This window comes from Roseateles sp. (assembly GCF_039595295.1).
GTDB lineage: Bacteria > Pseudomonadota > Gammaproteobacteria > Burkholderiales > Burkholderiaceae_C > Roseateles.
On sequence record NZ_JBCNLU010000021.1, the window covers coordinates 1 to 26,429 of the forward strand.

At 68.5% G+C, this 26,429-nt stretch carries 24 protein-coding genes and 1 pseudogene; 18 read left to right on the plus strand and 7 right to left on the minus strand.

The window, feature by feature from the left end:
* The 9 genes and pseudogenes from ABDW59_RS15655 to nagZ form a co-directional block, all read left to right on the plus strand.
* Positions 1–801 (plus strand): annotated as a pseudogene (locus ABDW59_RS15655) (elongation factor 4); the annotation flags it as partial.
* A 19-nt stretch (positions 802–820) separates the two neighbouring features.
* A complete protein-coding gene (gene lepB, locus ABDW59_RS15660; RefSeq protein ID WP_343630768.1) occupies positions 821–1,798 on the plus strand; it encodes a signal peptidase I in 978 nt (325 codons plus the stop codon).
* Positions 1,799–1,829: 31 nt separating this feature from the next.
* The gene (locus ABDW59_RS15665; protein ID WP_343630769.1) at positions 1,830–2,186 is read left to right on the plus strand and encodes a DUF4845 domain-containing protein; all 357 of its coding nucleotides are present in this window, start codon (positions 1,830–1,832) and stop codon (positions 2,184–2,186) included.
* Between the two features lie 64 nt (positions 2,187–2,250).
* Positions 2,251–2,958, plus strand: coding sequence for a ribonuclease III (gene rnc, locus ABDW59_RS15670; RefSeq protein ID WP_343630770.1), 708 nt, complete (start codon positions 2,251–2,253; stop codon positions 2,956–2,958).
* 288 nt (positions 2,959–3,246) lie between these two features.
* Entirely contained in the window at positions 3,247–4,170 is a 924-nt protein-coding gene (era, locus tag ABDW59_RS15675) for a GTPase Era (RefSeq protein ID WP_343630836.1), read from the plus strand.
* 6 nt (positions 4,171–4,176) lie between these two features.
* Positions 4,177–4,953 (plus strand): DNA repair protein RecO, encoded by a 777-nt coding sequence (gene recO, locus ABDW59_RS15680; RefSeq protein WP_343630771.1) that lies wholly within the window; start codon positions 4,177–4,179, stop codon positions 4,951–4,953.
* On the plus strand, positions 4,950–5,732 hold the full coding sequence (locus tag ABDW59_RS15685) for a pyridoxine 5'-phosphate synthase (protein WP_343630772.1): 783 nt from the start codon (positions 4,950–4,952) through the stop codon (positions 5,730–5,732). The genes recO and ABDW59_RS15685 overlap by 4 nt, the downstream gene beginning before the upstream one ends.
* A gap of 27 nt (positions 5,733–5,759) precedes the next feature.
* Complete coding sequence (acpS, locus tag ABDW59_RS15690; protein WP_343630773.1) at positions 5,760–6,155, plus strand: holo-ACP synthase; 396 nt, start codon at positions 5,760–5,762, stop codon at positions 6,153–6,155.
* Between the two features lie 64 nt (positions 6,156–6,219).
* Complete coding sequence (gene nagZ / locus ABDW59_RS15695; protein WP_343630774.1) at positions 6,220–7,305, plus strand: beta-N-acetylhexosaminidase; 1,086 nt, start codon at positions 6,220–6,222, stop codon at positions 7,303–7,305.
* A 46-nt stretch (positions 7,306–7,351) separates the two neighbouring features.
* Here the strand turns inward: nagZ and ABDW59_RS15700 are convergent, their stop codons facing one another.
* Positions 7,352–7,987: a DJ-1/PfpI family protein gene (locus ABDW59_RS15700; RefSeq protein ID WP_343630775.1), complete on the minus strand. Its 636-nt coding sequence runs from the start codon at positions 7,985–7,987 to the stop codon at positions 7,352–7,354.
* A 108-nt stretch (positions 7,988–8,095) separates the two neighbouring features.
* Between ABDW59_RS15700 and ABDW59_RS15705 the strand changes: the two genes are divergently transcribed.
* Positions 8,096–8,644, plus strand: a complete 549-nt coding sequence (locus tag ABDW59_RS15705; protein WP_343630776.1) for a GNAT family N-acetyltransferase — start codon at positions 8,096–8,098, stop codon at positions 8,642–8,644.
* A gap of 43 nt (positions 8,645–8,687) precedes the next feature.
* Here the strand turns inward: ABDW59_RS15705 and ABDW59_RS15710 are convergent, their stop codons facing one another.
* A complete protein-coding gene (locus ABDW59_RS15710) occupies positions 8,688–9,491 on the minus strand; it encodes a TlpA disulfide reductase family protein (RefSeq protein WP_343630777.1) in 804 nt (267 codons plus the stop codon).
* A gap of 150 nt (positions 9,492–9,641) precedes the next feature.
* On the opposite strand from ABDW59_RS15710, the gene ABDW59_RS15715 reads away from it, so the two are divergent.
* Positions 9,642–9,812, plus strand: coding sequence for a hypothetical protein (locus ABDW59_RS15715; RefSeq protein WP_343630778.1), 171 nt, complete (start codon positions 9,642–9,644; stop codon positions 9,810–9,812).
* 13 nt (positions 9,813–9,825) lie between these two features.
* Complete coding sequence (locus ABDW59_RS15720) at positions 9,826–10,221, plus strand: VOC family protein (protein WP_343630779.1); 396 nt, start codon at positions 9,826–9,828, stop codon at positions 10,219–10,221.
* A 21-nt stretch (positions 10,222–10,242) separates the two neighbouring features.
* Here ABDW59_RS15720 and ABDW59_RS15725 read toward each other — a convergent pair whose 3' ends face one another.
* Positions 10,243–11,466 carry an MFS transporter gene (locus tag ABDW59_RS15725; RefSeq protein ID WP_343630780.1) on the minus strand — a complete coding sequence of 408 codons (1,224 nt, stop codon included), beginning with the start codon at positions 11,464–11,466 and terminating at the stop codon, positions 10,243–10,245.
* A gap of 209 nt (positions 11,467–11,675) precedes the next feature.
* Here ABDW59_RS15725 and ABDW59_RS15730 point away from each other — a divergent pair, with 209 nt between their 5' ends.
* The gene (locus tag ABDW59_RS15730; protein ID WP_343630781.1) at positions 11,676–12,638 is read left to right on the plus strand and encodes a LysR substrate-binding domain-containing protein; all 963 of its coding nucleotides are present in this window, start codon (positions 11,676–11,678) and stop codon (positions 12,636–12,638) included.
* Between the two features lie 95 nt (positions 12,639–12,733).
* Here the strand turns inward: ABDW59_RS15730 and ABDW59_RS15735 are convergent, their stop codons facing one another.
* A complete protein-coding gene (locus ABDW59_RS15735) occupies positions 12,734–13,642 on the minus strand; it encodes a LysR substrate-binding domain-containing protein (protein WP_343630782.1) in 909 nt (302 codons plus the stop codon).
* Positions 13,643–13,925: 283 nt separating this feature from the next.
* Here ABDW59_RS15735 and ABDW59_RS15740 point away from each other — a divergent pair, with 283 nt between their 5' ends.
* The 5 genes from ABDW59_RS15740 to ABDW59_RS15760 all read left to right on the plus strand — a co-directional run bounded on the left by ABDW59_RS15740 (position 13,926) and on the right by ABDW59_RS15760 (position 19,793).
* Positions 13,926–15,170 carry a porin gene (locus ABDW59_RS15740; RefSeq protein WP_343630837.1) on the plus strand — a complete coding sequence of 415 codons (1,245 nt, stop codon included), beginning with the start codon at positions 13,926–13,928 and terminating at the stop codon, positions 15,168–15,170.
* A gap of 16 nt (positions 15,171–15,186) precedes the next feature.
* The gene (locus ABDW59_RS15745) at positions 15,187–16,542 is read left to right on the plus strand and encodes an MFS transporter (protein ID WP_343630783.1); all 1,356 of its coding nucleotides are present in this window, start codon (positions 15,187–15,189) and stop codon (positions 16,540–16,542) included.
* A gap of 103 nt (positions 16,543–16,645) precedes the next feature.
* Positions 16,646–18,139 carry a CapA family protein gene (locus ABDW59_RS15750; protein WP_343630784.1) on the plus strand — a complete coding sequence of 498 codons (1,494 nt, stop codon included), beginning with the start codon at positions 16,646–16,648 and terminating at the stop codon, positions 18,137–18,139.
* A gap of 2 nt (positions 18,140–18,141) precedes the next feature.
* Entirely contained in the window at positions 18,142–19,245 is a 1,104-nt protein-coding gene (locus ABDW59_RS15755; RefSeq protein WP_343630838.1) for a M14 family metallopeptidase, read from the plus strand.
* Positions 19,246–19,388: 143 nt separating this feature from the next.
* Positions 19,389–19,793 (plus strand): hypothetical protein, encoded by a 405-nt coding sequence (locus ABDW59_RS15760; RefSeq protein WP_343630785.1) that lies wholly within the window; start codon positions 19,389–19,391, stop codon positions 19,791–19,793.
* A 61-nt stretch (positions 19,794–19,854) separates the two neighbouring features.
* Here ABDW59_RS15760 and ABDW59_RS15765 read toward each other — a convergent pair whose 3' ends face one another.
* The 3 genes from ABDW59_RS15765 to ABDW59_RS15775 all read right to left on the minus strand — a co-directional run bounded on the left by ABDW59_RS15765 (position 19,855) and on the right by ABDW59_RS15775 (position 26,211).
* Positions 19,855–20,916, minus strand: coding sequence for a hypothetical protein (locus ABDW59_RS15765; protein WP_343630786.1), 1,062 nt, complete (start codon positions 20,914–20,916; stop codon positions 19,855–19,857).
* A 185-nt stretch (positions 20,917–21,101) separates the two neighbouring features.
* Positions 21,102–22,631 (minus strand): MFS transporter, encoded by a 1,530-nt coding sequence (locus ABDW59_RS15770; protein ID WP_343630839.1) that lies wholly within the window; start codon positions 22,629–22,631, stop codon positions 21,102–21,104.
* A 430-nt stretch (positions 22,632–23,061) separates the two neighbouring features.
* On the minus strand, positions 23,062–26,211 hold the full coding sequence (locus ABDW59_RS15775; RefSeq protein WP_343630787.1) for an Rne/Rng family ribonuclease: 3,150 nt from the start codon (positions 26,209–26,211) through the stop codon (positions 23,062–23,064).
* Positions 26,212–26,429: the final 218 nt, after the last annotated feature.

Below are 26,429 nucleotides of genomic sequence, written 5' to 3' on the forward strand. Positions count from 1 at the left end.
TCGCAGGCGCTGGGCTTCGGCTTCCGCTGCGGCTTCCTGGGCCTGCTGCACATGGAGATCGTGCAGGAGCGCCTGGAGCGCGAGTTCGACCAGGACCTGATCACGACCGCGCCCAGCGTGGTCTACGAGGTGCAGCTGGGCGACGGGGAGGTCATCGAGGTCGAGAACCCGTCCAAGATGCCCGAGCAGAGCAAGATCGCCGAGATCCGCGAGCCCATCGTGACAGTGCATCTCTACATGCCGCAGGAGTACGTCGGCCCGGTGATGACGCTGGCCAACCAGAAGCGCGGCGTGCAGCTGAACATGGCCTATCACGGCCGCCAGGTCATGCTGACCTACGAGATCCCGCTGGCGGAGATCGTGCTGGACTTCTTCGACAAGCTGAAGTCGGTCTCGCGCGGTTACGCGTCCATGGACTATGAGTTCAAGGAGTACCGCGCGTCCGACGTCGTGAAGGTCGACATGCTGATCAACGGCGACCGCATCGATGCGCTGTCGCTGATCGTGCACCGCTCGCAGTCGCAGTTCCGCGGCCGCCAGGTCGCGGCCAAGATGCGCGAGATCATCCCGCGCCAGATGTACGACGTGGCCATCCAGGCCGCGATCGGCGCGAACATCATCTCGCGGGAGAACATCAAGGCGCTGCGCAAGAACGTGCTGGCAAAATGCTATGGCGGTGACATCACCCGCAAGCGCAAGCTGCTCGAAAAGCAAAAGGCCGGCAAGAAGCGCATGAAGCAGATCGGTTCGGTGGAGGTGCCGCAAGAAGCCTTCCTGGCCATCCTCCAAGTCGACGAGTGATCCTCCAAGAATGAAAGCCATGAGCGCACTGACCGGGCTGCTGTACGCCGCCCTGATCGCCTACCTGGGCGGCTGGTACAAGGGTTACTGGAACGGCAACTTCTCGCTGTTGCTGTTCGTCCTGACGACGGTGACGCTGGCTTACTGGCTGGCCGAGCGCCTGCACTTCCAGCCGGCGCGCGAGCGCGCCGCCGCGACGCTGGCGGCGAACGACGTCAAGCGCCGCGAGTCGCTGGCCGCGCAAGGCATCCAGCGCGTGGACGGCGACGTCGAGGGCGCCCGCCAGGAGATCCTGCGCCAGCCCTGGTGGCTGGACTGGACCGCGGGTCTGTTCCCGGTGATCCTGATCGTCTTCCTGCTGCGCTCGTTCATGTTCGAGCCCTTCAAGATCCCGTCCGGATCCATGGTCCCGACGCTGCTGATCGGCGACCTGATCCTGGTCAACAAGTACCACTACGGCATCCGTCTGCCGGTGATCAACAAGAAGATCATCAGCAACAACGACGTCAAACGCGGCGACGTGGTCGTGTTCCGCTATCCGCAGAACCCCAGCGTCGACTACATCAAGCGCGCCGTCGGCCTGCCGGGCGACGAGGTCGCGTATCTGAACCAGAAGCTCTACCTGAACGGCAAGCTGGTCCCGACCATCGCCGAGGGTGAGTTCTTCGACGACGATCCCAGCCCCAACTCGATGCGCTTCCGTCCCCGCTTCACCGAGAAGCTGGGCGATGTCGACCACCAGATCCTGGTCGACCCGAACGCGCAAGGCCGCATCGGCAAGCTGTATGACTTCCCGTACAACGAGAACTGCACGTACACGATCGAAGGTGTGACCTGCAAGGTGCCGGCCGGCCATTACTTCATGATGGGCGACAACCGCGACAACTCGCAGGATTCGCGCTTCTGGGGCTTCGTGCCGGACGAGAACATCGTGGGCCGCGCCTTCGTGGTCTGGATGAACTTCGGCAACCTCAAGCGCATCGGCAGCATCAAGTAAACATCGGGCATCACAAGGGGAGCGACGCGCAATGACGGCACGCAACAAACAACGCGGCATCAGCCTGCTGGGCCTGCTGTTCTGGGCCGTGATCATCGGCGGCGGCGCGGTCGTGCTGCTGCGCGTGGTGCCGACGGTGATGGAGTACTACACCATCCAGAAAGCCGTGGACAAGATCGCCAAGGACAGCCCGCCCACCGTGCCCGCGGCGCGCGACTCGTTCGCGCGGACGAAGGCGATCGAGTACTCCATCGTCAGCATCGAGCCCAAGGATCTCGTCATCACCAAGTCCGACGACAAGGTGAAGATCAGCTTCGCGTACGACAAGGAAGTCCCCCTGTTCGGGCCGGTGTTCCTGGTCATCAAGTACAAAGGCGAGTCACACTGACGCGCCGCCCCGTCGCAGCACGGCCATCGTCGATGGCGCGGCGACGGGCTAGCAGGACCCTCTCATGACCCCGCAAGCGCTCGAATCGCTCCAGCAACGCCTCGGCTACCGCTTCACCCAAGCGGGACTGCTGCAGCGCGCGCTGACGCACCGCAGCTTCGGCCAGCAGCACAACGAACGTCTGGAATTCCTGGGCGACGCGGTGCTCAACCTGACCGTGTCGACGCTGCTGTTCGAACGCTTCGCCGGCTCGGACGAGGGCGACCTGACCCGCATCCGTGCGCACCTGGTGCGCGAGGACAGCCTGCACCGGTTGGCGCTGCAACTGCAGATGCCCGAGTGCCTGCGCATGAGCGAGGGCGAAGCCCGCGGCGGCGGCGCCCAGCGCCCGTCCATCCTGGCCGACGCGCTGGAGGCCGTGATCGGCGCCGCCTTCCAGGACGGCGGCTACGAGGCCGCCCGGGAGATCGTCCGTCGCTTGCTGGGCGAGACCATCGCCGCCAGCGGCATCGAGCAGTGGGCCAAGGACGCCAAGACCGCGCTGCAGGAATGGCTGCAGGCGCGCAAGCTGCCGGTCCCGTCCTATCGCATTGCCGAGACGCGCGGTCAGGCGCATGCTCAGACCTTCACCGTCGAATGCGAGGTGGCGGCGCTGACGCTGTCCCGGCGCGGCGAGGGCCGCTCGCGGCGCATCGCCGAGCAGGAAGCCGCCCGGCAAGTGCTCGATGAGTTGCTCGCCGGCGATCGACCCGGCACCGGCCTGCGCGATTGACGCGCCACTGACGCGGAGTTCGCGATGAACGCACCGAAAACCCCGAGGACGCCCGCGACGGCGTCCTCGTCTTCTTCCGACCTTCTCTCTGAATCCAAGGACCTTGTTCTGAACGCCCCGCACGACTCCTCCGTCACGTCTGACACGCCCGAGACCCCCGTGACCCCCCCTGAGACCCTGGAACCCGAGGCACGGGCCGGCATCGATGCCGCGCACGCGCGCGAGGACCTGCTCGACGGCGAGATCGAGGAGGAGGTCGACGACGGCGAGGAGGGCGAGGAGGGCGAGCTGCCCGAGGTTCTCGGCGGCATCGGCGCGATCCCCTATGAAGGCGACGCCCGCTGCGGCCTGATCGCCATCGTGGGCCGGCCCAACGTCGGAAAGTCCACGCTGCTGAACGCCCTGGTGGGACAGAAGGTCTCGATCACCTCGAAAAAGGCGCAGACCACGCGCCACCGCATCACCGGCGTGCGCACCGTCGATGAGGCCCAGTTTGTCTTCGTCGACACGCCCGGCTTCCAGACCAAGCACAGCACCGCGCTGAACCGCAACCTGAACCGCACGGTGCAGGGCGTGCTGTCCGATGTGGACCTGGTGCTCTTCGTCGTCGAGGCCGGCAAGTTCGGTCTGGACGATGCGAAGGTGCTGTCGCTGCTCCCGCAGGACAAGCCGGTCGTGCTGATCGCCAACAAGCTGGATGCGGTGCATCGCCGCGCCGAGCTGATGCCCTGGCTCAAGAGCATGCAGGAGCGCCGCAACTTCACCGAGTTCGTCCCGCTCTCGGCCAAGAAGGATTCGGACGTCCAGCGCTTGTTCCAGATCCTCAAGCCGTATCTCCCCAACCAGGAATGGTTCTACGAGGAAGACGCGCTGACCGATCGCAGCGAGAAGTTCATGGCCGCGGAAATGATCCGCGAGAAGCTCTTCCGTCTGACCGGCGACGAGCTCCCCTACGAAGCCACGGTGGTCATCGACCGCTGGGAGGAAGAGGGCAATCTGCGCCGCATCGCCGCGACCATCGTGGTCGAGCGCGACAACCAGAAAGGCATGGTCATCGGCCAGGGCGGCGAGCGGCTCAAGCGCATCGGCTCGGAGGCTCGTCAGGAGCTGGAGACGCTGATGGAAGCGCGCGTGTTCCTGGAGCTGTGGGTCAAGGTCCGCTCGGGCTGGGCGGATTCGGAAGAGCATCTGCGCTCCTACGGCTACGAGTAAGCGGGCATGCCGCCTCGCGCCGCCAAGCCGCCTGGCACCCAGGCGGCCTTCGTTCTGCATCACTACGACTGGAGCGAGACCAGCCTGGTGCTGGACCTGTTCACGCGTGAGCAGGGCCGGCTGGCGGTCGTCGCCAAGGGGGCGAAGCGGCCCTACTCGCAGCTGCGATCGGTGCTGCTCCCGTTTCTGCGGCTGCAGGTGACGCTGTCCAAGCCGTCCAAGATGAACGAGGACGGCGCCGCCGAAGTGCAATCGCTGCGCGGCGCGGAGTGGGTCGGCGGCCAGACGCTGCCCGGCGGCGCGGCGCTGTTCAGCGGCTATTACGTCAACGAGCTGCTGCTCAAATTCCTTCCACGACAAGACGCGCAGCCCGAGCTCTTCGACGCCTACGCCGCGCTGCTGCCGCAGCTGCAATCGGTGGACGACGCCCAAGCCGCGCTGCGCGCCTTCGAGCTGCGCCTGCTGGCGACCTGCGGCCTGCTGCCCGACCTGAGCGTGCTGGCCACCACGCAGGCCCCGCTGGATCCGGAGCGGCTCTACATGCTGGCGCCCGAATCCGGCGTCATCGTTCCCACGCACGACGCGCCGCAGCTCAGCGGCATGGCCTTCATCCAGCTGCAGGCGGCGCTGATGCACGGCAGCCTGCCGGCGCTGCGCCAAGCCTGCGAGATCGCAGGACCGCCCTTGAAGCCGCTGCTGCGGGCGCTGCTTCACTATCATCTTGGTCATCGTCCTCTGCGGACGCGGCAGGTGCTGCTCGACGTCCAGAAGCTGCTCACATGAATCCGCTGATCGCCCCCGAGTCCGGCCGTCATGACCCGCGCTGCGCGCTGTCGGTCAACGTCAACAAGGTCGCGCTGCTGCGCAACACCCGGCACCTGGGCATCCCCAGTGTGACGCGGGCCGCGCAGCTCTGCCTGGAGGCCGGCGCGCAGGGCATCACGGTGCACCCCCGCCCGGACGAGCGCCACATCCGCGCCGCCGACGTGCGTGATTTGGCCGCGCTGATGAAGGCCTGGCCGCAGGCGGAATACAACATCGAGGGCAACCCGACGCAGAACCTGATGGACTTCATCCGCGAGGTCCGTCCGCATCAGGCGACCTTCGTTCCGGACAGCGAGGACCAGTTCACCTCCGACCACGGCTGGAACCTGCCCAAGGACGCCGAGCGGCTGCGGCCCCTGATCGCCGAGTGCAAGTCGCTGGGCGTGCGGGTGAGCCTGTTCATGGATCCGATTCCTGCCGCGATGGCGCAGGTTGCGGCGCTGGGCGCCGAGCGCATCGAGCTCTACACCGAGACCTGGGCGAGCGCCTTCGGCACCGAACGCGAGGCCGAAGTCCTGGCCGAGTTCACCGCCACCGCGTGCGCCGCGCTGGCGCAGGGCCTGGCGATCAACGCCGGCCACGATCTGAACCGCGACAACCTGACGCGCTTCCTGCGCGAGGTGCCCGGCGTGGCCGAGGTCTCGATCGGCCACGCGCTGATCGCGGACGCGCTGGAGCTGGGCTATGCCGAGACCGTGCGCGACTACCAGCGCTGCATCCAGCGCGCCTACGCCTGACCGGCGGCCCCGCCTGAAAGGACCGCGATGATCTATGGCATCGGCACCGACGTCTGCGACATCCGGCGCATCCGGGAGACCTTCGCTCGGCGCGGCGTGCGCTTCGCCGAGAAGGTGCTCGGGCCGCATGAGATGGCGGTGTTCCAGTCGCGCTACGACAAGGTCCAGGCGCGCGGCATCGCGTATCTGGCGACGCGTTTCTCGGCCAAGGAAGCTTTTTCCAAGGCCGTCGGCATGGGCATGCGCATGCCCATGACCTGGCGGTCCTGCGAGGTCGTCAAGGCGCCCAGCGGCAAGCCCGAGATCCGGCTGCACGGCGCGCTGGCCGAGTGGTTCGAGGCCAAGGGCCTGAAGGCCCACGTCAGCGTCAGCGACGAGACCGATTACGCCACGGCTTTCGTCGTGGTCGAAACGCGCGACTGAGCGCCGGGGCTGGCCGCGGCATCGCCCGCGCGTCGCCCCTTCCACTGAATTCACGGAGAGAGACATGACCGAATCCCTGCACGCCCCGGTGATCCTGGACATCGCCGGCACCGCGCTGACCGACGCCGATCGCCGCCGTCTGGCGCATCCGCTGACGGGCGGGATGATCCTGTTCGCGCGCCACTTCGAGAGCCGCGCCCAACTGACCGCGCTGTGCGCCGAGGCCAAGGCGATCCGGCCCGATCTGCTGATCGCGGTGGATCAGGAGGGCGGTCGCGTGCAGCGCTTCCGCACCGACGGCTTCACCGCGCTGCCGGCGATGCGCGCCCTCGGCGAGCTGTGGATGGAGGACGCGATGCGCGCCGTGCAGGCGGCCACCGCGACCGGCCTGGTGCTGGCGCTGGAGCTGCGCGCCTGCGGCGTCGACTTCACCTTCGCGCCGGTGCTGGATCTGGACCATCAGGACGAGACCCGGCAATCGCGCAGCACGGTGATCGGCTCGCGCAGCTTCCATGCGGATCCGCGCGTGGTCAGCCTGCTGGCGCAGAGCCTGATGCAGGGCTTGGCGCTGGCCGGCATGGGCAGCTGCGGCAAGCACTTCCCGGGACACGGCCATGTGGCGACGGACTCGCACGTCGGCGTGCCGGTGGACACGCGCTCGCTCAAGGCCATCCTGTCCGAGGACGCACGCCCCTTCGAATGGCTGAGCCTGAGCCTGTCGGCGGTGATGCCGGCGCACGTGATCTACCGCAAGGTCGATGCGCGACCGGCGGGCTTCAGCCGCCGCTGGCTGCAGGACATCCTGCGCGAGCGCCTGGGCTTCGCCGGCGCGGTCTTCAGCGACGATCTGAGCATGGCCGGCGCCCGCGTCATCGAGGGCCGCGAGGTCGGCTACACGGAAGCGGCGCTGGCCGCGCTGGACGCGGGCTGCGACCTGGTGCTGCTGTGCAACCAGAGCCTGGAGGACGGCGGCCGAGCCATCGACGAGCTGCTCGACGGCTTGAGCGCCGCGGCGGCCGACGGTCGCTGGACGCCCGCCATCGACGGCGAGGCGCGCCGCGCCGCGCTGGTGCCGCAATCGGCGCCGCTGACCTGGGATGAGCTGATGCTCGCGCCGCGTTACCTGGAGGCGCTGGCACGCTTGCCCTGATCCGTGCGCGTCGGCGAGACCGGCCCGAGGCGCGCGAGCGCCAGGGTCAATCCGACGCGCCCTGCGCCATCTTCGCGAACCACGCAGACTGGCCGGTCTTGTTGAGCCGGTACCAGGCGTCGAGCGTCTCGGGCTCGTAGACGTCGAGGGTGTCGAAGATCGCGCGGGCGAAGTCCAGCGCGGACATGCCGCCCGCCGTGATCAGGCCGCGATCGACGACCACCGGCTCGTCGACGTAGCGGTCGCTGCCGGCGTACTCGGGCACCCCCTTCAGATAGGCGAGCGCGTTGCTCGTGTGCTGCCTGTCGTCCAGCACGCCGAGTCGCGCCAGACCCGCCGTCGCGCCGCAGATCGCGGCCACGCGCTTGCCGGCGTCGAGGAAGGCCTTGGCCGTCTTCGCCGCCTCCAGGTGCTCGCCCTTGTCCCAGCCGGCGCCGCCGGGAAGGATCAGCAGCTCGCTGTCGTAGGGGAACAGGGTCGAGAGTCGGATGTCCGGCATCACCGACAGCCCGCCCATGGAGCGCGCCAGATTCGCGCCCGCGGCCGCCACGGTCTTCACCTGCCAAGTACCGGGCGCTTTCTGGAACTCGGGCGTGTTGATGCCCGCGACCGCGTAAGCGGCCTCCCAGTCGGCGAAGCCCTCGAAGAGGTAGAGGTGGACGGTGCGGATGGGCGTGTTCATGCCGATCCGGCGGCAAGGTGCGTGCCCGCGATGCACCGACTCGGCGCGGCGTCTCTTGGCCGAAGAAACGAGGATGGCGATCAGACGCGGGATGTTGATACTGCGCAGATGACAGCTCCCTCCGGTTCCACGCCGTTTCCCGCGCTGAGCGCGCCCTCGCTGACGCTGGAGCCCGTCTCCATCGCGCATGCCGAGGAGATGCACGCCGTCCTGGCCGATCCCTCGATCTACGAGTTCCTGTCGGACGAGCCACCGACACTGGAATGGTTGCGAGCCGCCTACGCGCGACGCGCGGCCGGTCGCTCGCCCGATGGCGCCGAGCAGTGGTTCAACTGGATGCTGCGGCGCGACGATGGCCGGCTGATCGGTTACGTGCAGGCGACGATCGAGTCCCGCGACCGCTGCTGGGTCGGCTACGTCGTGAGCCGCGAGGGGCGCGGGCAGGGTCATGCGACTCGCGCGGTGGCCGCGATGATCGAGTACCTGGTGCGCGCGCACGACGTGTGGCGGCTGCTCGCCACCGTGGACGCCGGCAATGCGCGCTCCATCGCGCTGCTGGACCGGCTGGGCTTCGACCTGGCGCCGCCGCATGTGAAGGAGCTTGCGGAACTCGGCCCGGATGAGCGCCTCTATCAGCTGGAACTCGTGTCGGGCTAGAGGACTTCGACCCGATCCGACCTTGGCGAGGCCCAGCCCGGCCTCAGCGCAAGCGGCCGAGCAACGCTTCCAGCGCCGGTGGGGACAGTTCCCCGGTCCGCTTGGCCACGAGGCGCCCCGTGCCGTCGAAGAGCAGCGTCGTGGGATAGCCGGCCTGCTTGAACGCCGCGCTGGCCTGGCGCCGTTCGTCGATGGCGACGTGGTTCAGCGTGAGCCGCTGCGCGGCCAACCACATCGCCACGAGGGCGGGGTCCTCACCCTGGTTGATGAAGACGAACTGGACCTCCGGCCGGGCGCGCTGAGCGTCGGAGAGCATGGGCATCTCGCGGACACAGGGCCCGCACCAGGTGGCCCACAGGTTGATCAGCACCGGCTTGCCGCGCAGCGCGGCAAGTTCGATCCGACCGCCGTCGAGCTGCTCGAAGGCGAGGTCGGGCAGCGGTTGCGCCGCAGGCCGCATCGCGAGCTGGATCTGTCCCGCGATGAAGAGCGCGGTCCCCAGCGCCAGCGGCACTGAGACCGGCAGTCGCAGCGCGGGCGTGTTCCTCAAACGGAAGGTCGCGAACATCCACAGGGCGATGATGCCGACCTCGGGCGACCAGCCGCCGTCGCGCACATTGAAGACGCTGAGCGGGTGGGCGACGTAGAGCTCCTTGTACTGGTAGACGAAGCCCAGCCGCGCGAAGACCAGCGCGACGATCAGGCTGCGCCACAGCAGCGGGCCGGCGTCGACCTGGCGGCGGCGCGCGATGAAGCCGGCCACGGCCAGCGAGGCCGCGACGGACAGGCACAGATGGACGAAGGTCCAGGGCAGGACCAGCGGTCCGAGGGCGACGGCGTCGTTCATGGGCGTGGGGTCATCGAACCGCCACGGCGCAGCGCGCGGGCGCGAGGGCGACGGGGATCGAGCGAAGGGGGCATGAGATCGGAGGATCCTAGCCGCGGTCGTAGCGCCGCTAACATCGGCGCTTCCTGTCGTCGTGCGCTTGGAGATCTCGTGGATGTGACCGCTTGGTTGGGCTTTGTCAGCGTGGCGCTGTTTGTCACCTTCACGCCGGGCCCGGCGGTGCTGATGGCGATCTCGAACTCGCTGAGCGTCGCGCCGCGTCGCGCCATGGTGGGCTCGCTGGGAGTCAGCCTGATCGGCTGGCGCGGCTGGACGCCGTGAGCGGGAGGCGCGCATGTTCTCGCATGTCTTTCTTGGCGTCGCCGACTTTGATCGGGCGCTGGCGTTTTACACGCCGCTGATGGCGGCGCTGCATCTGCCGCAGCGTTTCTGCGATCCGGCACGGCCCTGGGCGGGCTGGCAGTCGGTGCCGGGGCCGCGACCGCTGTTCGTTATCGCGCATCCCTTCGACGCGATGGCCGCCACGGCCGGCAACGGCCAGATGACAGCCTTCCTGGCGGCGAGCCGCGGGACGGTGGACGAGGCGCATGCTGCGGCGCTCGCGCATGGCGGCGTCTGCGAAGGCGCTCCCGGCCTTCGGCCCCAGTACTACGAGCACTACTACGGCGCCTATTTCCGGGATCCGGATGGGAACAAGCTGTGCGTGGTCTGCCATGAGGAGCCGCGCTAGCGGCTCCCCTCGCTCAGGCGCTCACTCGTCCGCCAGCAGACGGATCACGAGCGCCGCGACGCTGGCCACCGCGGCCATCAGCGTGACCGCGATCCAGCCCCATGAGGCCAGCAGGACGCTGCCCAGCGCCGCGCCGCTGGCCATGCCGATGAACATGCCGGTGAACAGCAGCGCGTTGAGCCGGCTGCGCGCCGCCGGATCCAGGCCGTAGACGATGGTTTGGTGCGCCACCAGCGTCGCCTGCACGCCGAAGTCGAAGACCACGGCCAGCACGACCAGCACGGCGATGGCGGCGCTCTTGTCCAGCCAGGGCGTGACGGACATCGCCAGGAAGGACACGGCGGTCAGCAGCGCGCCCAGCTTGGTCACGACGCCGGGCCCGCGCTTGTCGGCGATGCGGCCCGCGAGCGGCGCTGCGAGCGCGCCCGCCGCGCCGGCCAGCCCGAAGGCGCCGGAGATCGCGCTGCCGATGCCGAAGCGCTGATGCAGCATCACCGCCAGCGTCGACCAGAAGGCGCTGAAGGCCATCGCCAGCAGGGCTTGCGCAACGGTGGCGCGACGCAGCGTCGGCCAGGCGCGCCACAGCCCGCCCAGCGAGCGCAGCAGCGCGCCGTAGGTGGTGCGCGTGGCCGGCGGCGAGGACGGCAGCCAGCGCCAGCTCGCCAGGCCCGCGATGCTCAGCGCCAGCGCGGCCAGGCCGTAGACCCAGCGCCAGCCCAGCAGATCCGCGATGACGCCGCTCATCACCCGCGACAGCAGGATGCCCAGCAGCAGGCCCGTCATCACCTGACCGACGATGCGGCCGCGATGATCCGGCGGGCTCAGCGCCGCGGCCATGGGCACCACGTCCTGCGCGAGCGTCGCGGTCAAGCCCAGCAGCGCGCTGGCCGCGAGGAAGGCCGGGAAGCCGGGCGCGAAGCCGCTGAGCAGCAGCGTCGCGATCAGCAGCACGAACTTGGTCAGGATGACCTTGCGGCGATCGAAGCGGTCGCCCAGCGGCGTCAGCAGCAGGATGCCGGCGGCGTAGCCCAGTTGCGTGAGCATGGGCACCGCGCCGATGCCGCCGGTCGAAGCGTGCAGGTCGTCGGCGAGCGGCGCCAGGATGGGCTGGCTGTAGTACAGCGACGCCGCGCCGAGACCGGCCGAGGCGGCGAGTAGCACGATCAGCGGCGCCGAGGGCGCGCCGTCGCGAGCATGTGCCGCGGCAGACGGCGATGAGGAAGCGGGGAAGGGCAGCGAGGACATGGCGACTCCCGTTGAATCGGATGAAGTGAGAAGAGGAGAGAGAAGAGGAAAGAGAAGAGGGAAGCAATGGTTTGAGGAACGCGGCGCGCGCCGGTGATGGAGAGATGGGCGATGCGCGTCGTATGGATGAGCATTCTTCGGATCGAGCCCCCGCCCAGGAAGCTGGCCGGCGTGCACAGCGGCCATACGCGCGGCGTATAAAGCCGGCCATGAACGACGCTCTCCGTGACGGCGGCCAGGACCGCCTCGCTCTGCTGCAGACCTTTCTCCGCGTCGCGGAGGCGGGCAGCTTTTCCGCCGCCGCGCAGCAACTCGCCACGACCCAGCCCACGGTCAGCCGGCGGGTGCAGTTGCTGGAATCGCTGCTCGGCGCGCGCCTGGTGGAGCGCTCCACCCGGGGCCTGCGTCTGACCGAGGAGGGCGAGCGCTGCGCCGCGCAGGCGCAGGAGCTGATCGACGGCTGGCAGTCGCTGGCCGAGGACATCGACGGCGGCGAGGAGCTCTCCGGCACGCTGAGATTGCGCGTCCCGCATGCCTTCGGCCAGAGCCAGCTGATCGAGCCGCTCGCGGCCTTCCTGACCAAGCATCCGCGCGTGTCCGTCGAGTGGATGCTGCAGGACCAGCTCCCCGACTTCAGCCGGGAGAACGTCGACTGCTCGCTGCTGGTGGGCGAGATCGCTCAGCCGAATCTGATCGCCACGCAGCTGGCCGAGGTGCCGCGCGTGCTGGTCGCCGCGCCGGCGATCGCGAGGAAGCTGCCCAAGGGCCTGGACAAGGCGGCGCCGGAGGAGATCGCGGCGGTGCTCGCCGCACAGCCCTGGCTGGCGCTGCTGGCCTTCTATCGCGATGGCATCGAGCTGGTGGGCGCGAAGGGCGATGGCCGCGTCGAGATCCCGTTCAAGCCGCGCCTGGGCACTGACAGCCTGTTCGCGCTGGTCGAGTCCGCGCGGCGCGGACTGGGCGTGGCGCTGGTGTCGCAATGGGCGGTGATGGACGACCTGGCCGAGGGCCGGCTCGTGCGGCTGCTGCCGTCCTGGTGCGCGACGCCGCTGCCGATCTCGCTGGTCTATCCGTCGCGGCGTCTTCAGCCCGCGCGGCTGCGGGCCTTCCTGCAGGTGATGCGCGAAGTCATCCCGACCATGCGCGGCATGCGCGAGATCCGGCGGCGGTGAAGACCTGGCACCTCGCGGCATCCAAGGTTGTCTTCGGCGGCTTCGGCCTGTGCGGCACGATCGTCACCTTGAGCAAGGCGCTTTGATCGGAGGGCTCACTCCAGCGCCGCCCATTCCTCCGCGGCCACCTCGCGGATGCAGCGCACGAAGTACTCCGCGGCGCGGGTGAGCAGACCATCCTCGCGCACGAGCAGGCTCATGCTCAGCCGCGGCAGGTCCTTCGCCACAGGCAGCGGCGTGAAGCGCTCCCGCAGCTGCGGCATGCCGATCGCCAGCAGCGACCAGAAGAACACCACGTCGTTCTGCATCGCCAGGCTGTGGAACAAGGCCTGCGAGGTACAGCGCGTCACCCGTCGCGGCGGGGTCAGGCCTTGCGCGCCGAAGAGTTCGGCCAGGAAGGTCGGGAAGCGGCCGGTGATGTCGGTGTGGATCCACTCGGCATCCTGCAACTGCGCCAGCGTCGTGCAGGCCGCCAGCGGGCTGTCTCGATGCACGGCCAGCGAGGTCGGCAGCGAGAACAGTGGCTCCCACTTCGCCGGTCCGGTCTCCTGCGGCCCGGTGGCCGCGCCCACCGCGAAATCCAGCTCGCCGCTCTGCAGGTTCTCGTTGAGCTGGTCCGAGGTGTACTCGATGAAGCTCAGCTCCACATCCGGCCAGGCTTGACGGAATCGCGCGAAAGCGCGCGGCACGATGGTCAGGCCCGCCAGCGGCGTCACCCCCACCGTCAGGCGGCCGCCGCGACTGCCCTTGAGCGCCAGGATGTCGTCCTCCGCGCGTTGCATTTCCCTGACGATCAGCCGTGCGCGCTGCAACACGATCTCCCCCTCGGCCGTGAGACTGACCCCGCGGGTCTGCCGCACCAGCAGCCGCAGGCCCAGTTCCGCCTCCAGATCCTTGATGGCCTTGGTCACCGCCGGCTGGGTCAGATGGAGCGCGCGCGCGGCGGCGTTGATGCCGCCGTGATCGGCCACGGCCACAAGGGCGATGAGTTGATGCTGCTTCACGACAAGGGAGCGGACGTGGTGGAGGAGGGGCCCGCACGGACGCCGCGCAAGCCCGTCGCCACGGGCCCGAAAGCCCGCTGCAACGGGCTGCGAGTGTCGGGCAACCCGGGAAACCGATCAATAAGCGTTGGTTATCGACATAACCACCGGTCAATTGCCGGTTCTTGATTTCGTCATCAGAGTCCGTCCCGCCACGAGCTGTACGGCGCCCCAGAAGCGGTCCAGAGCAGTCCCCCACCGCACAGTCCCTCCCCCCAGAGACAAGAGAGATCCCGTGACCCTGATGACCCCCACGCCGAACGCCGAGCGCACCGACCGCACCACGCGCATCGAGCGCCTCGTCCGTCCGGCCCTGGCCCTGTGCGCGTTGCTGTCCGCCGGCAGCGCCTGCGCCGCCGAGCCCTATCTGTACAAGCACTTGGCCCGCTGGCCCGAATTCAGCAGCGGCGACAATAAAGTTTCGATGTACGGCACCGTTGACCTGGGCGCCAACTGGACCAAGACCGAGGGCGCTCCCGCATCCAAGACCCTGCAAAGCGGCGGCGACTACACCTCCAAGCTGGGCATCTACGGCCGCGAGGATCTGGGAGGCGGACTGAAGGCCGAGTTCAACCTCGAGGCCAGCCTCAAGGCCGACACCGGCACCGTCACCGCGACGCAGTTCTGGGATCGCGCCGCCTGGGTCGGGCTGAAGTCCAAGGACTGGGGCACGCTGCGCCTGGGCAATCAGCTCGGTGCGACGCTGCCGCTGTTCGTCGACGTCTTCGGCGTGGTCACGACCAACTCGGTCAGCTACTGGCTGGCCAGCGCCATCGTGCAGAAAAGCGCCTACACCTCGGGCATCTCATCGATCGGCCTGAACAGCGACCTGGGCAACGGCGCCTCGCAGGTCACGACGCGGGTGCCGCGTGCCGTCAGTTATCAGACGCCGCGCGTCGCCGGTTTTGACGCCAAGCTCATGTACGCGACGGGTGCGAACACGACGGCGTTCAACAAGGTCTACAACAAGGCCGTGGTGACGACCTACATCAACGGCCCCTGGTTCGCGGCCGCCAGCTACAACCAGGTCTTCGGCAACAACACGGTGACCGGCGCGGCCGTGCGCACCGACGTCACCGGGCTGGCCGGCATCTACGACGCGGGCGACCTGGTGCTCTCCGCCGCGGTCAATCAGAACGAGGTCAAGATCACCGACGGCGGCAAGGCCACGGTCTACTCGCTGGGCCTGATCGTGCCGTGCGGCCGACATGTGTGGCGCGTGTCGGCCGTCTACCGCGACACCAGCGGCGTGCGCAACCAGACCACCAAGCAGGAGGCCGACAGCGCCGCGCTGGGCCTGATGGCGGGCTACGACTACGAGCTGTCCAAGAGCGTGGGCCTGTACGCTCGGGCCGGCCTGATCCGCAACTTCGGCGCGTCGACGGTGGTGTTCCAGAACGCGCAGCTGCCGCTGCAGACCGGCTCCACCAACGCGCAGCTGGGCATCGAGACCCAGACCGCGGCACTGGGCATGTACGTCCACTTCTGATCCGATGAGCGCGACCGTGGCTTCTTCCGTCTCCCCCGAGTCCCGCATCGCCGTGCCGCCGCGGCGCGCCCTCGTCGTGGCGCTGCTGATGGCCGTGATGGTCATCAGCGTGCTGGACAAATCCATCTTCGCCTTCGCCGGGCCGCAGATCATCGACGAGCTCGCGCTGACGCCGGAGCAGTTCGGCTTCGTCGGCAGCGCGTTCTTCTTCCTGTACTCGGTGTCGGGCCTGCTGGTGGGCTTCCTGGCCAACCGCTGGCCGGCGCGCTGGATCCTCAGCGGCATGTCGCTGGTGTGGATGCTGGCGCAGCTGGCGACCGCGGCGGCCGGCAGCTTCGCCGCGCTGGTGGCCAGCCGCATGCTGCTGGGCGCGGGTTGCGGGCCGGGCACCGCGGTGACGCAGCACGCCTGCTTCAAGTGGTATGCCCCGCGCGAACGTGTCCTGCCCGCCGCGCTGATCCAGGTCGCGATCATGCTCGGCGCGGTGGCGGGCGCGCTTTCGCTACCGCTGCTGATCCAGAAGCTCGGCTGGCGCAACGCCTACCTGATCCTCGCGGGCGTCGGCCTCGCATGGCTGCTGCTGTGGCAGGTCTTCGGACGCGAGGGGACGCAGGGCGACGCGCAGGCCAATGACGTACCGCCCTTGGCCGCGAACCGGAGCTCGACCGCCACGCGGCAGTCGACCGACGAGTCTGCCCCCGCATCGACTTCCGCGCCCGCCCTCGCGTCCGCTTCTTATCGCCGCCTGCTGCTCAATCGCAGCTTCCTGGTGGTGACGCTCGCGGGCTTTTGCAGCTACCTGCCGACCGCGCTGATCTACAGCTGGGTGCCGGTGTATCTGCAGCGCGGACTCGGGCTGACGCCGACGCAGTCGGGCCTGATGGTGATGGTCGCGACCGTCGGTGTGATCGTGCTGAACCTGATCGTGTCCGCGCTGTCGCAGCGGGCGCTGCATCGGGGCGTCTCGGTGCGCACGGCCATGGTCGTGCCGCCCATGCTCGCCTGCGTGCTGTCGGGCGTGGCGCTCGCGGCCATCGGCTTCACCGCGCGTCCCTTGGCCGCGACGCTGACGCTGTTCGTCATCGGCAGCATGCTGGTCAATCTGCTCCCGGCCTTCTGCAACAGCATCGTGGCCTTCATCGCGCCGCAGGCGCGGCGGGCCAGCATGCTGGCGATCCACATCGGCCTGATGACCAGCGCCGGCATGCTCGCGCCGCACGTCGTCGGCGTGGCGGTGACGCACTTCGGCGGCGACATCGCCCGCGGATTCGAACTCGCCCTCGGCGGCTTCGGCATCGCACTGATCGCCGCTGGCCTGGTCGGCTGGCGCTTCATCGATCCCGAACGCAGCCGCCGCGACGCCTCGGGCTGAACGCTCGCCGGCGCGACCGCCATCGCCATCGCCTCGGCCCTTCGCCTTCCTCTTTCATCTCCACTCCGAGACCCGGCCGCGCAGGCGGTCGGGGCAGATCCTCATGTCCGACAAGCCCTCGCGTCATCAACGCGTCCCGGCGCCGCAGCAGCGCCCGGCCTCTCTTGAACTCCAAGCCACCTGGCGCGATGCCGCCGTTGACGACGGTTTCACCGTGATCGCCGTGGGCGACATCATCATCACGCACGCCATCCGCAAGCAGATCGCGCGCAAGTCGCCGGCGCTGCTGGCGCTGCTCGCGCGCGGCGACGTGGTGGTCGGCAACTACGAGGGCTCGGCCATCGATCTTGAACGCTACGACGGTCACCCCGAGGCGGAGTCCGGCTTCGCCTGGCTGATCAGCGATCCGGATGCGCCGCGGGACCTCGCGTCCATGGGCTTCAACCTGATGGCGCGGGCCAACAATCACGCGCTGGACTGGGGCGTGGCCGGCATGCGCATGACCGATGAGCTGCTCGACGACGCCGGCATCGCGCACGCCGGCACCGGCGCCAGCCTGAGCGCCGCCCGCGCGCCGGCCTTTGTCGCCACTGACCGCGGCCGCGCCTCGCTGATCTCCTACGCAACGACCTTCGAAGCCAACTCGCCCGCCAACGATGGTCTGGGCGAGGTACCCGCGCGTCCGGGCCTGAACCCGTTGCGCACGACGCCGCATCGACTGGTCAGCCCGCAGGATTTCGCGGTGCTCAAGCGGCTCAACGATCAGGAGGCTTTCCAGGACCACCATCTGCTCAAGGCGCTGCACGGCCAGCACAGCGTGTACCTGGGCATGAAGCTGCATTACCGCGTGGATCCGGACGCCGCGCCCGGTTCGCTGCGCATCCATCACGAGTGCGACAAGCGCGATCAGCACGAGATCCTGCGCCACGTGCGCCAGGCCAAGCAGACCTCGGACTTCACCATCGTCGCGCAGCACACGCACGAGCCCGACAACTTCACCACCGAGCTGCCCGACTACCTGCCCGCGCTGGCTCACGCGCTGGTGGACCAGGGTGCCGACATGCTCTGCGGCCACGGTCCGCACCAGCTGCGCGGGATCGAGGTCTACCAGGGCAAGCCGCTGCTGTACTCGCTGGGCAACTTCTGCTTCATGGACAACAGCCAGCAGGTGATCGCCCGTGATGAATGGGAGGAGCCCGAATGGGCCGCCGCCGAGCACATCGTCGGGCCCAAGGGCATCACGAATCCCAAGCTGACGACGCCGGCCGAGTTCATGGAATGGCGCCGCGTGGTGGGCATCTTCGCGGAGCCGATCTGGTTCGAGAGCGTGGTCGCGGAGTGCCGTTTCGGCGCCGACGGCCGGCTGTGCGAGCTGCTGCTGCATCCGATCGAGCTGGGTTTCGCCGGTCGCGACGCGGATCGCGGCATACCGCGCATGGCCGTTGACAGCGAGGCCAACGGCCATCAGGCGCGGCGCATCCTGGAGCGGCTGAAGACGCTGTCGGAGGAATTCGGCACCCGCATCGAGATCGAGGCCACCGAGGTCGACGGTCAGACGAGCAGCCTCGGACGCGTCGTGATCGAGGTGAGGTCTTGAGCATGGTCACCGACTTCGACCTGAGCGTCTTCTCGGCGAGCTATGCCGAGGCGCGCGACAAGTTCCTCGCCGCGACTGCGCGGCTGGGGCTGGCGGTGCGATCGCATCTGCATCCGCTCGAGGGCCGGGACGGCGAGCGGCTGGCCATCGACGTCGTGCGTGTCGGTCGCGAGGACGCCCTCAATCTGCTGGTCGTGAGCAGCGGATGCCACGGTGTGGAGGGCTTCTGCGGCTCCGCGGTGCAGATCGATCTGCTGCGCGACCAGGCCTTTCAGCACGCCTGCGATCGCCAGGATCTCGCGGTGCTCTATCTGCATGCGCTGAACCCGCACGGCTTCTCGTGGGAGCGTCGGGTCACGAACGAGAACGTCGACCTGAATCGCAACTTCCGCGACTTTGGCCGGCCTTGGAGCGAGGACCTCGACTACCTCGCCATCGCGCCGCTGCTGTTGCCCGAGCGCTGCCCGCCGACCTTGCGGAGCTCGCTGGGTCTGACCTGGCATGCGCTGACGCGCGGCCGCAAGGCCATCCAGGCGGCGATCTCGCGCGGTCAGCAGGTCGATCCGAAGGGGCTGTTCTTCGCCGGCCATGGGCCGACCTGGAGCAACCTGCGACTGCGCGAGATCCTGCGCGAGCAGGCGCAGCAATGCGCGCGCATCGGCTGGATCGACATCCACACCGGACTCGGGCCGATGGGCGTGGGCGAGCGCATCTACAAGGGCCGCGTCGACGCGGCCTCGATCGCCCGCGCGCGGCGCTGGTGGGGTCAGGACGTGACCAGCAGCGAGGAGGGGAACTCCTCGTCCAGCGTGCTCGGCGGGACGCTGGATCAAGGCGTGATGCAGGAGTGTCCGCAGGCGCAGTACAACGGCCTGACGCTGGAGTACGGCACGCTGCCCGGCCGCACGGTGCTGGACGCGCTGCGCGCGGATCACTGGCTGGAGAACCATCCGGAAGCCGACGACGCGACGCGACGCCGCATCAAGCGAGACCTGCGCGCGGCGTTCTACGTCGAGACCGATGAATGGAAGCGGCAGGTGCTCGAGCAGGCGAGGGCGGTCGTGGGTCAGACGCTGGTGGGACTGGGGTCGCCGCTCGAAGTCTGAGGTCCTGACTGGAGGAGGGAAGTCTCCCTGCAAATCCGCGTGGATCGGGCCTCATTCACCTGAGAACAAGTCAGTGCGCGCCTGACCTCGGCGGCGTAGATTGCTCACCTTCGGCGCAAGGATGGTCAAGCGAGAGGTGCAGCATGGAGATTGAGGTCTATCTGGCCCTGAGTCGAGGCGGTGTGGATCCGCCTGAAGCATGTTTGGCGGCACAGGAAATCAGGAGGGGCGTGCAGACCTTGATCGATGGGTCGCAGCGAGAGCTGGCGACGAAGAGCGACATTGCGCGCATGGAACAGGCGACGAAATCCGATATCGCACGCCTGGAACAGGCGACGAAATCCGACATCGCACGCCTGGAACAGGCGACGAAGATGGACATCGCGCGCCTGGATGTCGAGATCGGAAAGGTGCGCGTCGAGATGGCGGGCATGCGTTCAGATCTGACTCGGACCATGGCTGAGGGGCAGAGATGGACGATCGGATCAATCTTTGGCGGCGTTGGGTTGCTGATAGCCGTCGTCACCCTGCTGAAGTTCGTCGACTGACGCGCATGCCGAAAGCAAAAGGACCGCCCTCGGGCGGTCCTGCGTTTGCGCGGGGCGCTGATCAGCCCTTGGTCTTCTTCGCAGGGGCCGAGCCCTTGGCCGCGGCGAGCGTCTTGCCCACGCCCTGCATGTCCATCTCCATCTTCATCTTCATCCGCACGCCCGGCTGCACGCCGATGTCCATGTCCAGCGTGAGCGCCATGTCGTTGCGCAGCATGAGGCGGTCGGCCATGCGGATGACCATCTTGCCGCCGCCAGCGCCGGTCATCTTGGCCTGACCCACGCCATCCGCAGCCGAGGCCGATTCGGCCGGCGCGGGTGCCGCGCCCGAAGCCGCGGAGGCCCCCGGCGTCGGCAGCGTCATGGACATGTCCATCTTCACGCCGACGTCGAAGCTCGCGACGCCTTTGGTCAGATCGGTCAGCGTGTAGCGGCCCACGACCTTGCCCATGCCCGCCGCCACCTGCGCCGGCAGCGCCACATCCATCGGCAGCTCGATCGACTCGCCCACCTTCAGCGTCGTGCCGTTGAACTTGCGCATCCAGTCGAAGGACTTGTCGAAGATCTGCTGGCTCATCTCCTGCGTCCAGGCCTGCGCCATCGGGCTGTTCGGGTCCATCTCGACGTTGATCGATTGGATCTGATCGTCCTTCAGCCCCGCCTTGAACACGACCTTGCCCATGCTGGGCATGGGCTTGACGTTGCCCTGGGCGTCGCGCATCTCGCTCTTGAGCGTGACCATGTCCGCCTGCATCGTGTAGCTGCCGTCCTTGCCCTTGGGCGTGGTCAGGACGGTCTGACGCATCTCGCTCTGCATGGTGAAGCGGCCGGCCTCGGCCAGCTTGTCGGCGTTGGCGCGCGCGCTTTCCGGCGCGCCCGGGCCCAGCTCCATGGCCATCGCCATGCGCATGTCCGTCTTCAGGTCCAGTTGCTGACGGCTGCCGGGCAGCGGCATCAGGTTCATCGTGACGCTGTCGGGCTCGGCGGCGATGGCGGCGCCCGGCAGACCGATCGCGAAGGACAGCGCCAGCGCCGCGAGGCGCGGACGCGGCAGCGAGCGGGCGGTGAAGGAGGCGGACGGTGCGGTGCGCGCAGCGTGTGCCGTGAGGGCGATGCGAAGCATGGAGGTCTCCCGAGGGGATCGTGTGGTCGTGCGCCGCGTGCTCCTGCGGCGATGGCCGACATCATAGGGATGCGGCGTGAGCTCACGGCCCCCTCCGAAGAGGGGCAGATAGGGTCGATGAAAGGGCTCCGCAAACGAAAAGACCGCCCGAAGGCGGTCTTGCTGGGGATGCGTTCCTGGCGGGGTCAGCCGCGGTAGTTGTTCTGCATCCGGTAGCCCCGCGCGTAGAGCGCGAACAGCAGCGCCGCGACCAGCGCGAAGCCGGCGAAGAAGAACATCTGGAAGGCCGTCACGCTGGTGCCGGTGGATTGGATGTAGCTGGTCACCGCCTCGCCCTTGACGCTGGAGTTGGCCAGGAGCACCCACAGGTTGCCGATGGTCACCGACAGATTCCAGAAGCTGGTGATCACGCCCTTCATCGGCAGCGGCGCCTGGCTGTAGGCGAACTCCAGCCCCGTCGTCGAGACCAGCACCTCGCCCAGCGTCAGCAGCGCGTAGGGCAGGACCTGCCAGGTGATCGACACCGATTGACCGCCGTCGATGCTCAGCTGGATGCCGCCCACCACGATCCAGGCCACGCCGGCGAAGGCGATGCCCGCGCCCATGCGGCGCAGCGCGGTCAGCTTCAGCCCCATGCGCTCCAGCAGCGGATACAGCACGAAGTTGTTGAACGGGATCAGGATCATGACCAGCGCCGGATTCAGCGCCTGCATCATCGAGGACTCGAACCAGGCCGGCTTGGTCATCTGGTCGGCCTGCAGCACCCAGGTCGAGGCCTTCTGGTCGAACAGGGACCAGAACGGCGTGACCAGCGCGAACAGCACCAGCAGACGCAGCACCGTGCGCACGCCCTCGACCGCCTCGGGCGGATGGACGGCGGCGGCGCGCTCCAGCTGCATCCAGGCGCCGGCGCCGCCGAAGCCCAGCAAGAGCACCAGCGCGGAGCAGAACGCGATCACGAAGCCCACGCCGGGCGCCGTCGACAGCGTCAGCGCGCCGATGGCCAGCACCACGCCCAGACCCGCGACGATCAGGCCGGCGCGGCCTTCACCCGGACGCTGCGACAGCAGCGCCGTGCGGACCACCTTCAGGAAGCCGTGCGGGTCGCGGTGCGACACGCCGGCCGGCACGTGGGTGTACTTGCGGCGGCCGCTCCAGAAGATCACGGTGGCCAGGAACATCAGCCCGCCCGGGATGCCGAAGGCCACGCTGGCGCCGAACTTCTTCAGGAAGATCGGCATCAGCAGCGACGCGAAGAACGAGCCGAAGTTGATGATCCAGTAGAAGGCGTCGAAGACCTTCTGCGCCAGCGAGCGATTGCTCTTGTCGAACTGGTCGCCGATGAAGGAGCTCACCAGGGGCTTGATGCCGCCCGAGCCCAGTGCGATCAGGAACAGGCCGAAGTAGAAGCCCTTCAGGTTGTTCTCGAAGATCGCGAGACAGGCGTGGCCGGCGCAGTACACCAGGCTCAGCCAGAGGATGGTGTTGTACTTGCCGAAGAAGCGGTCGGACAGCCAGCCGCCCAGCAGCGGGAAGAAGTAGACGCCGATCACGAAGGTGTGGAACACCTCCTTGGCCTCGCCCTTGCGCAGCGGTTCCGGAATGGCCAGCAGCAGGCTGGTCATCAGGAACACCGTCAGGATGTTGCGCATCCCGTAGAAGCTGAAGCGCTCGCAGCCCTCGTTGGCGATGATGTAGGGGATCTGCGGCGGCATCTTGGGCGCGGTCTGGGCCGCGTTGCCTGCCGCGCCGCCCGGATGGGCGGCGGTGGTGGAAGAGTTCAAACGAATGTCTCCGTCTCGTCGTCGGGCGCTCGTGACGCCCCAAAAGGAAAGCCGCCGGGTGATGCCTCGGCGGCTGTGGCGATCAGGGCTCAACGCCCTGCGCGGTCTCCGGTTTGCTCCGTCGCCCCGATTGACCCCCTCTCCGCAGGGGGAGAGGGAGTTGGATCGCCCGCGCCGTCTCCGGTTTGCCCGTCGCCCCGATTGACCCCCTCGCCCCGCTTGCGGGGAGAGGGTGGGGGAGAGGGGGCGTGGCAGGTGCGACTGCCGTAGAAAAGACCCTCTCCCCCGCCCTCTCCCGCAAGCGGGAGAGGGAGTCAGAGCGCCCGCCCTCGCCCGCAAGCGGGAGAGGGAGTCGGAGAGATCAGGCTTCGAAGGGAAGCTTGAACTGGCTCAGATCCTTGCGGGTCTCGACCAGCACCAGCGGACCTTCGTCCAGCACGACCACCGGCGCGGGCTCGCGACCCAGCTTCGGACCGGCCGGCTCGGCGGCGATCGCAGCCTGAGCGGCGGCGATCTTGTCGGCATCGCTGTTGACCCACACCAGACCGGCGCCTTCGGCGACAGCGCTCAGCTCGCCCAGCGGCAGCTCGAAGCGCGGCACGGAGGCGGCGACCGGAGCGGCCGGAGCCGGAGCAGCAGCCACCGGTGCGGCGACAGGCGCAGCCACCGGAGCCGGGGCCGGAGCGGCCGGCGCCACCGGAGCGGCCAGCGCGACCGGCGTTTCCACCGGCTGCTCGCCACCCAGTTCCAGCTGACGCGGCGCGGCGCCGGCATCCAGCACCAGACCGTCGATTGCAGCGGAAGCGTCGGCTGCAGGCGATTGCTCGCCGCCGACCGCGCCCGGCTCGCCTTCACGGCGGTCGCGACGATAGCGGTCACGGCCACCGCGACGGCGACGCCCGCCTTCACGGCCTTCCTCGCCCTCGCCGCCTTCGCGACCGGCCTCGACGCCTTCAGCGCCTTCGCCCTGGACCACCGGGGCCTCGGCCGATTCCGCGCCTTCAGCGAAGGAGGTCTCGCCATCGACCGGGGCCTGGCCCTCGATCAGCGCGCCTTCGACCTGCTCCCCCTCGGCACGTTCGCCGCGGTTGCCGCGACGACGACGACGACGCCCCGAACGCTCGTCACCGGCGCGCTCTTCAGCGCCTTCGCCGGCGGGTTGCGTGTCAGCGAATCCCAGCGGGGACTCGACGTTGGCGGCTTCCGTGCCGGCCAGCGGCAGCAGTTGCTCGGTCGCGTTCTCGGCGACGACGCCTTCACGCGGCGCACGCTCCTCGCGGCGGCGGCGGCCTTCGCCACGCTCGCCACGGTCACCGCGTTCGCCTCGCTCGGCGCGATCACCACGCTCGGCGCGGTCGCCACGTTCCGGACGCTGGACGCCATCGGCAGCCTGTTCCGGCCGGTCCGCGCGCGGCTCGTTGCGGCGGCTGCGATCACGATCGCCGCGCTCGCCACGTTCTCCTCGCTCGCCGCGCTCCGGACGCTCACCGCGCTCGCCTTGCGGCTTGCCTTCACCGCGCGGCTTGCCGTCGCGAGCCTTCTGCTCGGAACGCTCGCCGCGTTCGCCGCGTTCGCCGCGTTCGCCGCGTTCGCCACGTTCGCCACGTTCGCCACGTTCGCCACGTTCGGCGCGATCACCACGCTCGCCGCGACGGTTGCGGTCGCCACGGTCGCCACGGCCGTTGCGGTCGCGCTCGCTACGCTCGCCACGTTCCTTCTTGGCCGGCTCGGCGGCCTTGGCCTCGGCAGCGGGGGCCGGCGCGGGCGCGGACTCTCCGCCGAACAGGCTCTTGATCCAGCCGAAGAACCCACCGCCGGCGGCCACCGGCGCGGCCGGAGCCGACACGGGGGCCGCAGCAACCGGCTCGGCCGCCTTGGGGGCGGGGGCCGGCGTCGGCATGGGCGCCGGTTGCTCGGGCAGGATGCCCTTGATCACCGGTTCCTGCTTGTTCTTCTTCTCGGCGCCGCGACGGGTGATGCCCACCTCGTCCTGCGGCTCTTCCATCATGGTGTAGCTGGCTTGCAGGTTCTCCAGACGCGGGTCGTCGTGGCGCAAGCGCTCCAGCTTGTAGTTGGGCGTGTCGAGATGCTTGTTGGGCACCAACAGCACGGTCACGCGCTGCTTGAGCTCGATCTTCGTGATCTCGGTGCGCTTCTCGTTGAGCAGGAAGCTGGTCACTTCCACCGGGACCTGGACGTGCACGGCCGCGGTGTTGTCCTTCATGGACTCTTCCTGGACCATGCGCAGGATCTGCAGCGCGGACGACTCGGTGTCACGGATGTGGCCGGTGCCGTTGCAGCGCGGGCAGGTGATGTGGCTGCCTTCGCTCAGCGCCGGGCGCAGGCGTTGGCGGCTCAGTTCCAGCAGACCGAACTTGCTGATCGAGCTGAACTGCACGCGGGCGCGATCCTGGCGCAGCGCGTCGCGCAGGCGCTGTTCGACCTCGCGGCGGTTCTTGGACTCCTCCATGTCGATGAAGTCCACGACGATCAGACCGCCCAGGTCCCGCAGACGCATCTGGCGCGCGATCTCGTCGGCGGCTTCCAGGTTGGTGCGGGTGGCGGTTTCCTCGATGTCGCCGCCACGGGTGGCGCGCGCCGAGTTCACGTCCACCGAGACCAGCGCCTCGGTGTGGTCGATCACGATGGCGCCGCCGCTGGGCAGGTTCACCGTGCGGCTGAAGGCCGTCTCGATCTGGTGCTCGATCTGGAAGCGGCTGAACAGCGGGGCGTCATCGCGGTAACGCTTCACCTTGTGCGCCGTTTCAGGCATCACATGGCTCATGAACTGGTGGGCCTGCTCGAAGATGTCGTCCGTGTCGATCAGGATCTCGCCGATGTCGGCGGTGAAGTAGTCGCGGATCGCGCGGATCACCAGCGACGACTCCTGATAGATCAGGAACGCGCCCTTGCCGCCGCGTGCCGCCTCGTCAATGGCGGTCCACAGCTTGAGCATGTAGTTCAGGTCCCACTGCAGCTCGGCCGCGCTGCGGCCGATGCCGGCCGTGCGCGCGATCAGCGACATGCCCTTGGGGTATTCCAGCTGGTCCAGCGCTTCCTTGAGCTCTTCGCGGTCCTCGCCCTCGATGCGGCGCGAGACGCCGCCGCCGCGCGGGTTGTTGGGCATCAGCACCAGGTAGCGGCCGGCCAGCGACACGAACGTGGTCAGCGCCGCGCCCTTGTTGCCGCGCTCTTCCTTCTCGACCTGGACCAGCAGTTCCTGGCCTTCCTTGATCGCGTCCTGGATCTTGGCCGAGCGGACGTCCGCGCCTTCGCGGAAGTACTGGCGGGAGATTTCCTTGAAGGGGAGGAAGCCGTGGCGGTCCTCGCCGTAATCCACGAAGCAGGCTTCCAGCGACGGCTCGACGCGCGTCACGACCGCCTTGTAGATGTTGCCCTTGCGCTGTTCGCGGCCTTCGATCTCGGTTTCGAAGTCCAGCAGTTTCTGTCCATCGACGATGGCCAGGCGACGCTCTTCCTGCTGCGTCGCATTGATCAGCATGCGTTTCATCAGTTCTCCTCCACGTCAGGGACGTTGCCGCTGACGCGCGTTCATCAGAACCGCCGTCGGTGATTCACCGGCGGGCGATTCGACCGATGCACGAGAAACGCGAGAGAACCAGGAAAGGAATCGCCCTGGACTGCCATTCGAACCGTTCAATCGACGGTTCGGGATCGCAGCGTTGGCGCGTGCGCCAAGGGTCCGGGGCCGCATGTTCCTGTCCGCGC